Source organism: Micromonospora coerulea, from assembly GCF_016598485.1.
In the GTDB taxonomy this organism is placed as follows: Bacteria; Actinomycetota; Actinomycetes; order Mycobacteriales; family Micromonosporaceae; genus Micromonospora; species Micromonospora coerulea.
This window is the reverse complement of sequence record NZ_JAEMUW010000016.1, coordinates 61,360-74,235: the sequence shown is the minus strand read 5'-3', so window position 1 is coordinate 74,235 and position 12,876 is coordinate 61,360. Positions and strand designations below refer to the sequence as shown.

General features: G+C 73.4%; 12 protein-coding genes. 8 read left to right on the top strand and 4 right to left on the bottom strand.

Annotated elements, in window-relative coordinates; genetic code table 11:
- Window positions 1-68: 68 nt before the first annotated feature.
- Window positions 69-1,466 (top strand): IS607 family element RNA-guided endonuclease TnpB, encoded by a 1,398-nt coding sequence (tnpB, locus tag I8N68_RS20770; RefSeq protein ID WP_234040296.1) that lies wholly within the window; start codon window positions 69-71, stop codon window positions 1,464-1,466.
- Here tnpB and I8N68_RS20765 read toward each other — a convergent pair.
- The gene (locus I8N68_RS20765; protein WP_200212829.1) at window positions 1,435-2,754 is read right to left on the bottom strand and encodes a serine hydrolase domain-containing protein; all 1,320 of its coding nucleotides are present in this window, start codon (window positions 2,752-2,754) and stop codon (window positions 1,435-1,437) included. The two genes, tnpB and I8N68_RS20765, sit on opposite strands and share 32 nt — an antisense overlap.
- Window positions 2,755-2,844: 90 nt before the next feature.
- On the opposite strand from I8N68_RS20765, the gene I8N68_RS20760 reads away from it, so the two are divergent.
- From I8N68_RS20760 to I8N68_RS20745, 4 genes are all read left to right on the top strand, one after another.
- On the top strand, window positions 2,845-3,318 hold the full coding sequence (locus tag I8N68_RS20760; protein ID WP_200212555.1) for an NfeD family protein: 474 nt from the start codon (window positions 2,845-2,847) through the stop codon (window positions 3,316-3,318).
- A gap of 5 nt (window positions 3,319-3,323) precedes the next feature.
- Window positions 3,324-4,430 carry an SPFH domain-containing protein gene (locus tag I8N68_RS20755; protein WP_200212553.1) on the top strand — a complete coding sequence of 369 codons (1,107 nt, stop codon included), beginning with the start codon at window positions 3,324-3,326 and terminating at the stop codon, window positions 4,428-4,430.
- 150 nt (window positions 4,431-4,580) lie between these two features.
- The gene (locus I8N68_RS20750) at window positions 4,581-5,381 is read left to right on the top strand and encodes a hypothetical protein (protein WP_200212551.1); all 801 of its coding nucleotides are present in this window, start codon (window positions 4,581-4,583) and stop codon (window positions 5,379-5,381) included.
- A 93-nt stretch (window positions 5,382-5,474) separates the two neighbouring features.
- A complete protein-coding gene (locus I8N68_RS20745) occupies window positions 5,475-7,676 on the top strand; it encodes a transglycosylase domain-containing protein (RefSeq protein WP_234040269.1) in 2,202 nt (733 codons plus the stop codon).
- Between the two features lie 75 nt (window positions 7,677-7,751).
- Here the strand turns inward: I8N68_RS20745 and I8N68_RS20740 are convergent, their stop codons facing one another.
- Both I8N68_RS20740 and I8N68_RS20735 read right to left on the bottom strand, forming a co-directional pair.
- A complete protein-coding gene (locus I8N68_RS20740) occupies window positions 7,752-8,165 on the bottom strand; it encodes a GNAT family N-acetyltransferase (RefSeq protein WP_200212543.1) in 414 nt (137 codons plus the stop codon).
- Between the two features lie 29 nt (window positions 8,166-8,194).
- Window positions 8,195-8,797 carry a dTMP kinase gene (locus I8N68_RS20735; protein ID WP_200212542.1) on the bottom strand — a complete coding sequence of 201 codons (603 nt, stop codon included), beginning with the start codon at window positions 8,795-8,797 and terminating at the stop codon, window positions 8,195-8,197.
- A 106-nt stretch (window positions 8,798-8,903) separates the two neighbouring features.
- On the opposite strand from I8N68_RS20735, the gene I8N68_RS20730 reads away from it, so the two are divergent.
- Window positions 8,904-9,509 (top strand): dihydrofolate reductase family protein, encoded by a 606-nt coding sequence (locus I8N68_RS20730; RefSeq protein WP_307812902.1) that lies wholly within the window; start codon window positions 8,904-8,906, stop codon window positions 9,507-9,509.
- A gap of 60 nt (window positions 9,510-9,569) precedes the next feature.
- Here the strand turns inward: I8N68_RS20730 and I8N68_RS20725 are convergent, their stop codons facing one another.
- A complete protein-coding gene (locus I8N68_RS20725) occupies window positions 9,570-9,770 on the bottom strand; it encodes a hypothetical protein (protein ID WP_200212541.1) in 201 nt (66 codons plus the stop codon).
- A 102-nt stretch (window positions 9,771-9,872) separates the two neighbouring features.
- On the opposite strand from I8N68_RS20725, the gene I8N68_RS20720 reads away from it, so the two are divergent.
- A complete protein-coding gene (locus I8N68_RS20720) occupies window positions 9,873-10,721 on the top strand; it encodes a TrmH family RNA methyltransferase (protein ID WP_200212827.1) in 849 nt (282 codons plus the stop codon).
- Between the two features lie 76 nt (window positions 10,722-10,797).
- A complete protein-coding gene (locus tag I8N68_RS34500; protein WP_200212540.1) occupies window positions 10,798-12,771 on the top strand; it encodes a PucR family transcriptional regulator in 1,974 nt (657 codons plus the stop codon).
- Window positions 12,772-12,876: the final 105 nt, after the last annotated feature.

The following is a 12,876-nucleotide window of genomic DNA, read 5'->3' as shown; positions in this document are numbered from 1 at the left end:
GCGAAGTCCGACCGCGCCCGTCGAGCTCTCAAGATCGTCAGAGGCGAGAGCAACTCGGCGTGAAGACGATGCAGGCCTACCGCTTTGCCCTGGACGTCACACCCGGGCAGGAGCGGGCGCTATGGACGCACGCCGGCGCGGCGCGGCTGGCGTATAACTGGTCCCTGGCGCGGGTGAAAGCCGTCCTTGACCAGCGGGCGGCCGAACGTAGCTACGGGGTCGACGAGGCTGATCTCACACCTGCGGCGGGCTGGACGCTGCCAGCACTTCGTCGAGCGTGGAACGCCGCGAAGAACGACGTGGCACCGTGGTGGAGTAAGTGCTCGAAGGAGGCGTACAACACCGGCCTGGACGCCCTCGCTCGGGCGTTGAAGAACTGGGCCGACTCCCGGGCGGGTAGGCGTGCCGGGCGGCCGGTCGGGTTCCCCCGGTTCAAGTCCCGCCGCAGGTCGACCCCGACAATGCGGTTCACCACGGGCGCGATCCGTGTGGAGTCCGACCGTAAGCATGTGGTGCTGCCGCGGCTGGGCCGGCTCAAGACCCATGAGTCGACCCGCAAGCTCGCCCGCCGCCTCGACGCCGGCACCGCCCGGATCCTGTCCGCGACGGTCCGCCGTGACGGTGGCCGATGGCATGTCTCGTTCTGTGTTGAGCTCGACCGCACCGAGCGCGTGCCGGCCCGACCGCACACGACGATCGGCGTGGACGTCGGCGTTAAGCACCTCGCGGGGCTCTCCACCGGTGAGTTGGTGCCTAACCCACGTCACCTTGACACCACGGCGCGGCGGATGCGGCGCCGGGCTCGGCGGATGTCCCGGCGGGTGGGACCTGATCGGCGTACCGGTAGTTGCCCGTCGAAGCGGTGGGAGGCGGCGCGCCGCCAAGTGGCCCGGGCCCACGCCCGGGTGGCGAACCTGCGCCGCGACGGGCTGCACAAGCTCACCACCAGGCTGGCCCGCGAGTACGGCACGATCGTGGTGGAGGATCTGAACGTGGCGGGGATGCTGCGCAATCGGTGGCTGGCCCGGCACATCGCCGACGCCGGATTCGCCGAGCTACGTCGGCAACTGGCCTACAAGGCCGGATGGAACGCCGGTCGGCTGGTCGTGGCCGACCGCTGGTATCCGTCCTCGAAAACCTGCTCGGGTTGCGGCGCGGTGAAAACCAAGCTGGCCCTGTCCGAGCGGACCTACACCTGCACCACCTGCGGCCTGACCCTCGACCGGGATCTAAACGCCGCACGCAACCTCGCCGCGCTCGCGTGTGAGGTCATCGACGCCCGGAGTGGCCGGGAGTCGCAAAACGGACGTGGAGCCGACCGTAAGACCCGCCCCCGCGGGCCGGTGGCCGTGAAACGTCAACCCGGCACCGCCGCTTCAGCGGGTCAGACCGGGACCGTCCCACCGCAAGACGGGACGGCCGACCATGTGCCGTTTAGGCATCATGAGAGGCTACGGTGCGGGTGAAGACGAAGGTGGCGATGTCGAGGGCGACCGGCTGGCCGGACGTGTCGCGGACGACGCTGAGGATCTCGCCGTCCTGGCCACCGGAGCGGCCGCGCCAGCGATCCGGGCCCTCTGGGGTGAACCGGAGCACTGGCTGACCGACCGGGCCGCCCAGCAGTTCCCCGGCCGCGTCGGCGCGGAACTCGTACTCCAGGCCCATCCACCACCAGCGGCCGGTCAGCTCGGCGAGGGCGGCCGGGGGCGGCGCGGCGGCCGGGCGCCACGGCGGCACCGCGGCCGGCTCGGCGTCCAGCACCAGCGTGAGGACCTGCCGGGCCAGTCCGACGATGTGATGGCCGCCGCGTAGGCCGTACGAGTTGGCGAAGTCGACCACCGCGGTGCGGCCGGGCCGGTGCACCGCCAGGCCGGCGACGTACCCGGGCATCGAGCCGCCGTGGCCCACGTACACCCGGTCGCCGACCCGGTAGAGCTCCACCCCGAGGCCGTGCCCGCCGGTCCACGAGTCGAGGTCGCTGATCACCACCGGCGCGCACATCTCGGTCAGCGTCTGCGGCGTGAGCACCTCGGGCGCCGGGTCGGCCAGGAACGCCGCCCAGCGGCCGAGGTCCTCGATGGTGGACCAGAGCTGGCCGGCGGGCGCCATCGCGCCGGTGTCGGTGCGCGGCTCCTCCCGCAGGGTGTCGTGCCAGGGGTGCACGACGTAGCCCCGGGCGTACGGCTCGGTGGCGTGGAAGGTGGTCCGGCGCATGCCCAGCGGCTCCAGCACGCGCTCGCGGAGCAGGTCGTACCAGGGCGTGCCGGTGACCCGCTCCAGCACCCCGCCGAGCAGCCCGTACGCGAGGTTGGAGTAGTGGTAGACGTGGTGCGGTGGGTAGGCGATCTTCCCCGGGGTCAGCCCGGCGACCAGCGTGGCCAGGTCGACGCCCTCGGTCCGCTCCCACCAGGAGCCGTCCGGCTCGCGTTGCAGGCCGCTGGCGTGGCCCAGCAGTTGGCGCAGGGTGAGCGTGCCGACCGGGGTGCCGGGCAGGTGCCGCTCCAGCGGGTCGTCCAGGGCGAGCCGTCCGGCGTCGCGCTGCTGCATGACCAGGACCGCGGTCATCGTCTTGCTGATCGAGCCGAGCCGGTACTGCCGGTCGGCGTCCGGCCGCGGGTGCTCGCCGGCGACCGCGAGGTGCGCGAGCGCGCCGTCGCGGACCACCCCGACGGCCAGCGAGGGCGCCCGCCCCTCCGACTGGGCCCGATTGACCAGGGCGTCGAGCTGTCGGCTGGTTTCGGGGAGCAGGGGCACGGCGTTCTCCTCGGTCGGCGCGGGGGTGCCGCCGAGCTTACTGATCATCGCGGGTCGTTGCCGCGTGCTTCGACGTGTCACGATTGCTACGTGGACGCCGTGGTGTGGATCGTGCTGGGTGTGGTTTTGGCGGTCGCCGAGATCTTCACGACGACGCTGTTCCTGATCATGTTCGCGGCCGGGGCGTTCGCCGCCGCCGGCGCCGCCGCGCTCGGTGCCCCCGTGGCGCTGCAGGCGTTGATCTTCGCGGTGGTCTCCGCGCTCTCGGTGGCGGTCGTCCGGCCGGTCATCTGGCGGCACGCGCAGTCCGCGCTGGAGAGCGGCGACCAGGCGTTCGGCGTGGAGGCGATCGAGGGCTCCACCGCGCTGGTGCTGGAACGGGTGGACGCCGAGCACGGCATGGTCAAGATCGACGGTGAGTTGTGGAGCGCCCGCGCCTACGACGTGACACAGACCTTCTCTCCCGGTGAGCGGGTGCAGGTGATCAAGGTCCGGGGCGCCACCGCCCTGGTCTGGCAGGACGACATTTCCCACCCCGGTGAGTTTCCCGAAGCGAGAAGGTGAACGGTATGGACGTTGGATTGGTGCTGTTGGTCGCCGTGGCGTTGATCGTCGTGGTGACGCTAATCAAGGCGGTGCGGATCGTGCCGCAGCAGCGCCAGGACGTGGTCGAACGGCTCGGCAAGTACAAGCGCACCCTCAACCCGGGCCTCAATCTGCTGGTCCCCTTCATCGACGCGGTCCGCACCAAGGTCGACATGCGGGAGCAGGTGGTCAGCTTCCCGCCGCAGCCGGTGATCACGTCCGACAACCTCGTGGTCTCGATCGACACGGTGCTCTACTTCAAGGTGGTCGACGCGGTCCGCGCCACCTACGAGATCTCGAGCTTCCTCCAGGCGATCGAGCAGCTGACCGTCACCACGTTGCGTAACGTGATCGGTTCGCTCGACCTGGAGCGCGCGCTGACCAGCCGGGACGAGATCAACCGGCACCTGTCCGGGGTGCTGGACGAGACCACCGGCCGGTGGGGCATCAAGGTCACCCGGGTGGAGATCAAGGCGATCGAGCCGCCGGCGAGCATCCGCGACTCGATGGAGAAGCAGATGCGCGCCGAGCGGGACCGCCGGGCGGCGATCCTCACGGCCGAGGGTCACAAGCAGTCGCAGATCCTCACCGCCGAGGGTGACAAGCAGTCCGCGGTGCTCCGCGCCGACGGTGACCGGCAGGCCCGGATCCTCCAGGCGGAGGGCCAGGCGAAGGCGATCCGGACGGTGTTCGACGCGATCCACCAGGCCAACCCGAGCCAGAAGGTGCTCGCCTACCAGTACCTCCAGGCCCTGCCGCAGATCGCCAACGGCACCGCCAACAAGGTCTGGATCATCCCGGCGGAGCTGACCAAGGCTCTCGAGGGGATGGGCGGCGCGCTGGGCGGTCTGAGCCAGATGGTGGGTGACCTCCCGGCGCCGGAGGCGGCCCACCACGCGAGCCAGGTCGAGCGCGAGGCCGCGGAGGCGGCGCAGGCCGCCGCCGCGGCGGCCCAGCAGATCCACGACGAGGTACGCGTCGCCGAGGCGCAGGCCACCGGCGGTGCGAAGCCGCAGGGGCTGCCCGCGCCGGAGCCGGTCTCCCCGGAGAGCCTGCTCAACGACCCCGCGGACCAGCGCGAGCGGGGCTGATCCGGCGGCCGCCCGGGCCCGGGCGGCAAATGCGAGAAACACTCATACGGCGCCCCGGCGCCTGCCACCATCGGTCTGAGGACGGGTGGTGAGCAGGAGCCGGGGCGCCGTCCGCGTCCCGCGCCGCCCGCAGGCGCAGCGAGGTGACGCATGAAGGATCCGGCGAACAGCTTGTGGTCCCGGGAGCCGGTGCCCGGCGCGCACGATCCCGCCGGCCCGCTGGGCACCCGGCGTACCGGGGGCGGGTTCGGGGTGCTGCCATTCGTCGCCGACCCCGGGCCGGCCGCCCCGGCCACCAACGCGAGCTGGGCCTGGTCGGTACGGCGGTTCGCCCGCGCGGCGGTCTGGCTGCTGCCCGCGTACGCGATCCTCTACGGCGCCGTGGCGATGGCCAGCGACGGCGGCGTGGGCAACGGCCCCTACCCGGCCGACGGCCGGGCTCTCTACCTGGTGGGCTGGGTGGCCGCGGTCTGGCTCGGCCTGCTCGCCCTGCTTGCGCTGACCGGCCTGCTCGCCGCCACCCGGTGCCGCCGGGTCGCGGCGGCCGGCCTGCTGGTCAGCATCGCCGGCACCGTGCTGATGCTGCCGTTCGCCGGGCTGGCCGAGCAGACGCCGGTCTTCGGCACCACCGCGCGGAACCTGGTCGTGGTCGGGGCCACCTGCTACAGCCTGGGCTGGTTCCTCACCGGATGGTCGGTCGCCCGTTCCGGGATGTTCAGCTACGGCGACGGGACCATGCTGATGATCGCCGCGCCGCTGCTCGGCCTCGGCGGCGCGCTGATCGGCTCGCTGCAGACCTTCGGCGCGCTCTTCGTGCTGGTCGCCGGGATCGGCATCGGCTATCGCTCGGGCCGGCTGGTGCCCGCGACCATCGCCCGCGATGCCGCCGCCGCCAGCGTCGCCAGCCCCGCCCTGCCCGGTTCCTCCCCGAACGGCCCGCTGCCCACCTGATGACCCGGCCGTAGCTGGGAGATCACCGTGAGGTAACTGACAGTTGCCTGGCGGGGTGGCCGGTTGGCGGCTTTCGCGGTAATCCTGGGGGGCATGCCGTCACCCCGGTCGCCGCTGTCGCGGCTCTTCACCGTGCTCCTCGCCGGCGTCCTCGCCGGGCTCGTGCTCGCGGTCGCAGCCCTGCCCGGCAACCTGATCGGCGGGCAGGTCGCGAAGGCGGCGCTCGGGGCGTACGCGGAGCTGCCCGACGCGCTGCGCACCCCCACGCAGCCGCAGCGTTCCTACCTCTACGCCAACGACGGCGAGACGCTGATCACCACGTTCTACGACGTCAACCGCAGCGACGTGCCGCTGGCCGAGATCGCCCCGGTGATGCGGCAGGCGATCGTCGCGGCCGAGGACCGGCGTTTCTACTCCCACGGCGGCGCCGACCTGCGCGGCATCGCCCGGGCGCTGGTGGCGAACCTGCGCGGCGGCGGCACCGAGCAGGGCGGCTCGACGCTCACCATGCAGTACGTCCGCAACGTGCTCAAGACCGATCCCACCCGCACCGCCGAGGAGCGGCAGGCCGCCACCGACCAGACCGTCGGCCGCAAGATCCAGGAGATCCGGTACGCGTCCGCGCTGGAGAAGAGCCTCAGCAAGGACGAGATCCTCAACCGGTACCTGAACATCGCCTATTTCGGCTCCGGGGCGTACGGCGTGGCGGCGGCCAGCCAGCGTTACTTCGGCAAGGCGCCCGCTGACCTGACCATGGGCGAGGCGGCCCTGCTCGCCGGGCTGGTCAAGTCGCCGGACGAGTACAGCCCGATCGACGGGGACCGGGCCGGGTCGCTGGAGCGCCGGGCGTACGTGCTCGACGCGATGGCCGAAACCGGGGCGATCACCCCCGCCCAGGCCGCCGCGGTCAAGGCGGAGAAGCTCACCCTCCACCCGACCGCCCAGCCGAACGGCTGCACCTCGGTCGCCCAGGGGCACGACGACTGGGGCTACTTCTGTGACTATCTCCGGCAGTGGTGGCTGACCCAGCCGGCCTTCGGCAGCACGGTCAAGGAGCGCGAGCAGGCCCTGCGCCGCGGCGGCTACACCGTGGTCACCACGCTGGACCCGAAGATCCAGCAGACCGCGCAGCAGCAGGCCACCGCCGTCTACGGGTACGACAACAAGCGCGCGCTGCCGATCGCCGCGGTCGAGCCGGGTACCGGCCGGGTGCTCGCGATGGCGGTCAACCGGCACTACAGCCTGGACGAGAACCCGGCCGGGCAGGCCAACCACCCCAACACCGTCAACCCGCTGATCTCCGGCGGCGACAGCGTCGACGGCTACCAGGCCGGCTCCACCTTCAAGCTGTTCACCATGCTCGCCGCGCTGGAGGCCGGTAAGCCCCTCTCGACCGGCTTCGACGCGCCGGCCAAGCTGCCCACCCGGTACGCCGCCGACGGCGAGGGCGCCTGCGACGGCAAGTGGTGCCCGGCCAACGCCAACCCGGAGTGGATGGACGGGTACCGGATGATGTGGGACGGCTTCGGTCGCTCCGTCAACACGTACTTCGTCTGGCTGGCCGAGCAGGTCGGGCCGGCGAAGGCGGTCGAGATGGCGCAGCGCCTCGGCATCACCTTCCGCGCGGACTCCGACGCGGACTTCGCCAAGGACAACGCGGAGAACTGGGGCGCGTTCACCCTCGGCGTGGCCGCCACCACCCCGCTCGACCTGGCCAACGCGTACGCCACCGTGGCCGCCGAGGGGACGTACTGCACTCCGGTGCCGGTGGTCTCGGTGACCGCCGCCAACGGCGAGAAGGTGGCCGTCGGCCAGCCGTCCTGCAAGAAGGTGCTGGACACCGACGTGGCCCGGGCCGCCACCGACGCGGCCCGCTGCCCGGTCGGCCAGCAGTCGGCGTACGGGCAGTGCAACGGTGGCACGGCGACCTCGGTCGACCGGATCGTGGGCCGGCCGGTCGCCGGCAAGACCGGCAGCTCCGAGCGGAACGCCACCGAGACCTTCGTCGGCTTCACCCCGCAGGTCGCCGTCGCCGGCATCGCGGCCAACCCGGACGACTCGACCGACCTGGTCGGTGCGCCGGTGCAGGCCAAGGTGATCGACGCGGTGGCCCGGGTGATCAGGACCGCGGTCAGCGGTCAGCCGGTGCAGGACTTCACCGCGCCGAGCCGGGAGCTGGCCGGCGACCCGCAGCGCCCGAAGCCGCAGCCGACCCCGGAGCGCGACCAGCCCCGGCAGCGGGACCGGGGCCTCCCCTCGGACCTGCTGCGCTGGCTGCAGCACCGCCGCGGCTGACGGACCGCTTCAGATCTCGGGCGGTTGCCGAACGGCAACCGCCCGAGATCGCTCTCCCGGCCGGCGGGCGTCGCTTCAGCGGTACGGGCCGACGCGGGACATCCCGGTCATGCCCTCGTGCACGGCGTAACCGAAGCGGCGGTAGAGGCTGACCGACGTCCCGGCGGCGAAGAGCCCGACGAACGTCCGGGGCGAGGCCCGCCCGGCGATCCACTCCTCCAGCCGGGCCAGGATCGCCGCGCCGACCCCGCGCCGCTGCCGCTCGGGCAGCACCGCGAGGTCCTGGAGGTAGTAGTAGATCGCCCCGTCGCCGACCAGCCGGCCGAGCCCGATCACCCGGTCGCCCTCGACCGCGACGACGGCGTGCAGGGAGGCGGCCAGCGAGGCCGGGATGGCTGCCGGGTCGTACGCGTCGGCCCAGCCGACGGCCGACGTGACGGCGACGAACTCCTCGACGGTGGGCAGCCGGTCCACCAGGCGGTAGTCCATGATCGGAAATCTAGTCGGCGCGCGGGTGGTCAGCGCCGGACCAGCGGCGACACCACCCGGTCCAGCGCCGCCGCCACCTCGTCCGGGTCGCCGTCGCCGTCGACCACCACGAACGTCGCGAACTCGGGCAGCGCCCGGTAGCCGGCGTCGAGCGCGCGCAGGTGCGCCAGCTCCTCGGTGTCGATGCCCCGGGCCAGCACCCGGCGCTGCGCCACGGTGGGCGAGGTGGCGAGGAAGCACACCACGGTCGGCGGCGGGAAGAGCGCGTACGCGGCCCGGACCCACCGCCGCCCCCGGTCGCCCCGGGCGGCCATGACGACGTACTGGCAGTACGCCCAGCGGTCCAGCACCGCCGTCCGCCCGGTCAGCCGGGACGCCAGCAGCGTGCGGGTCATCGCGAGCGCGCGGACCGTCGCCTCCAGGACCGGGTAGAGGGTACGGCCGAACAGCCCCACCCCGTCGGGCCGGCCGAGCGCCCGCGCGAGCTGGTTCCACAGCGGCCGGCCACCCGCGTTCTCGAAGTAGCTGGCCGGCATCCCGCGGGCGGTCAACCGGTCGGCCAGCGCCCGGGCCTGGGTGCTCTTGCCGGAGCCGTCGACACCGACCAGGGCGATCATCACGGGACGGGCCACGAGTCAGGACGGTATCCGGACCGCGCAAAGCCCGGCCGCCCTCGGATTCGTCGGCAAGAAATTCGCGCGGGCTGTCGGATCCGGGTCGGCCGGCTCCGACCCACCGGTGAGCGCGCCCGCCGGGGCGCGACCGGAGCAGGAGGGCAACGCCATGCGCAAGCTTGTCTACTGGGTGCACCAGTCCGTCGACGGTTTCATCGAGGGGCCGAACGGGGAGTTCGACTGGCCGGCGATGGGGCCGGAACTGTCGGCGTACTCCTTCGAGCTGACCGGCCGGGCCGACGCCTGCCTCTACGGCCGCAAGGTCTGGGGGCTGATGTCCTACTTCTGGCCCCGGGCGGAGCAGCTGTCCCAGCACCCGCACGACCTGGCCTTCGCGCCGGTCTGGCGGCGTACCCCGAAGATCGTCATCTCTCGCACGCTGGAGAGCGCCGAGTACGGCGCCCGGGTGGTCGGCCGCCGCGACCTGGCCGCGGAGGTGGCCGAGCTGAAGGCGGAGCCCGGCGGCGAGCTGCTGCTCACCGGCGGTGCCGGTGCCGCCGCGGCGCTGACCGAGCTGGGGCTGATCGACGTGTATGAGGTGGTGGTGCACCCGGTGGTGCTGGGCGGCGGCACGCCGGTCTTCCCCGGCAAGGAGCGCCTCGACCTGCGGCTCGTCGAGACCCGCGGCTTCGACGGCCGGTCGGTGCTGCTGCGCTACGAGCGGGCCTGACGGCAGGTGGATGAACCGCAGACGGGACCCCGAAGGCCGTGACCCCTCGTGAGCTACCCGTCATTCTTCATCCTGTTTGTCCATCGTGCCGGTGGCCTGGTAATGCCAGCCGTCGTCGGTGCGCCGGTCCCTGCGGTACTCCACGTACCAGGTGCCGTCGGGGGTCTCATGGGTGAACTCCACGACTTCGTCCGGACTGCCCAGTTGCTGGTCCGTGCCATCAAGCGGCCCGCCGTGCAGGTGCGCAAGCGAACTGTTCATGTCTGCCGGCTACCCGCGTCGTTGCGGGCCATGCAAACCAGCGCATCGGCTCAGCGGCAGTGGGCGGACCGCGGGGCGGGCGAGGCCATCTCCGTGCGCCCGGTGGCCGGGCCGCCGGGGCCGGGCAGGCAGAATCGTCGGGTGCCCGTTCACGAGATCACCGACCCCGACGACGACCGGATCGCCGACTACCGCGCGCTGACGGACGTCGAGCTGCGGACCCGCTGGGAGCCCCCGCACGGCCTGTTCATCGCCGAGGGGGAGCTGGTGCTGCGGCGCGCGCTGCGGGCCGGCTATCCGGCCCGGTCGTACCTGGTCGACGCGAAGCGGGTCGACCAGCTCGCCGATCTGGACACCGGGGAGGCACCGGTCTACGCCGCCACCCAGGACGTGCTGCAACGGGCCACCGGCTTCCACGTGCACCGGGGCGTGCTGGCCTCGTTCCGGCGCAAGCCGCTGCCGAGCGCCGCCGAGGTGCTCGACGCCGCCCGCCGGGTGGTCGTCCTGGAGGACGTCAACAACCACACCAACCTCGGCGCGATCTTCCGGGCCGTGGCCGCCCTGGGCGTGGACGCGGTGCTGCTTTCCCCGACCTGCGCCGATCCGCTCTACCGGCGCAGCGTCCGGGTCAGCATGGGCGAGGTCTTCGCCATCCCGTACGCGAAGCTGTACCCCTGGCCGGACGCGCTGGCGCAGGTCCGGGCGGCCGGTTTCACGGTGCTCGCGATGACGCCCGCGCCGGACGCCGTGCCGATCCAGCGGCTGGACGTGGCCCAGCGGGCCCGGGCGGCGCTGCTGATGGGCGCGGAGGGGGCCGGGCTGACCCCAGCTGCGATGGCGGCCAGCGACGTCCGCGTGGTGATCCCGATGCGGCGCGGCGTCGACTCCCTCAACGTCGCCGCCGCCACCGCGGTGGCCTGCTGGGAGCTGGGTCGGGACGATCCGCTCTAACGGCCCCGCGACAGGCGGCGGCGCGGCGGCCGGTCGGCTGTCGAGATCGGCGGTGACGCAGGGTAGCGTGTCGCCCGTGTTCCCTACCGTCCGTGAGGTTCTCGCGCTCGACCCGGTCCGCCACGGCGCCCCGCGTCTGGTCGCCGGGGACGCGGGCCTGGACCGGCCGGTCCGCTGGGTGCACGTCACCGAGGTGCCGGACATCGCGACCCTTCTCGGCGGCGGTGAGCTGGTGCTCACCACCGGCATCGGACTGCCCGCCGACGACGCCGGGCTGCGCGCGTTCATCGGCGACCTGGCCGACGTCGGCGTCTCCGGGCTCGTTGTCGAGCTGGGTCGCCGCTACCTCACCGCGGTACCGCGGGTGATGGTGGCTGCCGCGGAGCGGCGCGGGCTGCCCCTGGTCGAGCTGCGGCGGGCCACCCCGTTCGTGCGGATCACCGAGGCGGTGCACGCGCTGATCGTGGATGCGCAGCTCACCGAGCTGCGTGCCGCCGAGGAGATCCACCAACGGTTCACCGAGCTGTCCGTGGAGGGCGCCGACCCGGCGGAGGTGGTCCGGCAGGCCGCCGAGCTGGCCGGCTGCCCGGTGGTGCTGGAGAACCTGTCCCGGCAGGTGCTCGCGTACGACCCGGCGGGGGAGAGCGCGGAGCTGCTGCTGGACGGCTGGGAGCAGCATTCGCGGGGGATCCGGCCGGCCGGCCGGACCGCGTACGACGCGGACAGCGGTTGGTTGGTGACCACCGTCGGCGCCCGGGGTCAGGACTGGGGCCGGCTGCTGCTGCGCTGGCCGGGCGGCGGCGAGCTGTCCACGCGCGGCCCCGTCCCGCCGCCGCCGGCCGGCGGTCGGGCTCAGGCCGGCGCGGGCCAGCCGGTGGCCGATGCGGATCGGGCTGGGGCGGACCGACCGGCGGCCGGTCCGGAAGTCGGCGCGCGGCGAGCCGATGGCCGCGGTGGGGATGCGGGCCCGGACCAGGCCGGCCCGCTCGCCGCGGACGTCCGGTCCCCGGGGACCCCGCCGACCCGGCTGACCATCCTGATCGAACGCGCCGCCTCCACCCTCGCGCTCGGCCGGCTGATCCGGCGCGACGCCGAAGGGCTGGAACGGCAGCTCCACCGCACCCTGCTCACCGCACTGCTCGACCATTCCCGCCCGGTGGACGAGGTGGCGCTGCGCGCCAAGGCCCTGGGGGTGACGCTGGACCGCCGGCACCTGGTCGGCGTGGTGGTCCGGTACCGGGCCGACGACCCCGACGCCGGCCCGTCGGGCGACGCCGGCCCGCAGGCCGGTCCGGCCCGGCTGCGCGACCTCGCCGAGGCCGTCGGCCAGGCGCTGCGCGACGCCAAGTTGACGGCCCTGACCAGCGCCGTCGACGACCAGGCGGTCGGCGCGCTGCTCGCGCTGCCCGACCCGGCCGCCGAGGAGAAGGCGCTGGCCGCGTTCGCGACCGCGCTCCGTCGGGTACGCCTCGACGCCACGCCGCCCCGCTCACCCGCCCCGCGCCAGGCCGCCGCCGTCGGCCTCGCCCGGCCGACCGACGCGCCCTCCCGGACCGCCCAGACCGGCGCCGGCGCCCACCGATCGGCTGGCGCGAGTCCCGCGGCGGTGATCGTGGCCGCCGGTTCCGGGGTGGTGAGCCTGCGGGAGGCGGGGCGCTCCCTGGTCGAGGCGCGGCAGATCGCCGAGGCGGCCCGCCGGGACCGGCGGGACCTGGCCATCTTCCGGCTGCCGCACGTCGGGCTGGCCGGCCTGCTGCACCTGCTGCGGGACGAGCCCCGGCTGCAGACCTTCGTCGAGCGGGAACTCGGCGCGCTGCTGGCGTACGACGCCCAGCACCCCCGGGAGCAGTTGCTCGGCACCCTGCGGGCGTACCTGGAGCAGGGCCGCAACAAGTCGGCGGCGGCCGCCGCCGCGCACCTGTCCCGGCCGTCCTTCTACGAGCGGCTGGCCCGGATCGGCCGGATCCTCGACGTCGATCTCGACTCGGTGGAGGCCTGTCTGTCTCTCCACGTCGCCCTGCTGGCCCTGGACGCCGTCCGCACCCCCTAACCCGCCTGCCCGCCGAGCCCCCTCCCGGCCCGGGCCGCTGACCCACGGTCCGGTTGATCATGAAGTCGCCGCCAAGGAGAGCACGGGCTACGCTCGACCCCCGTT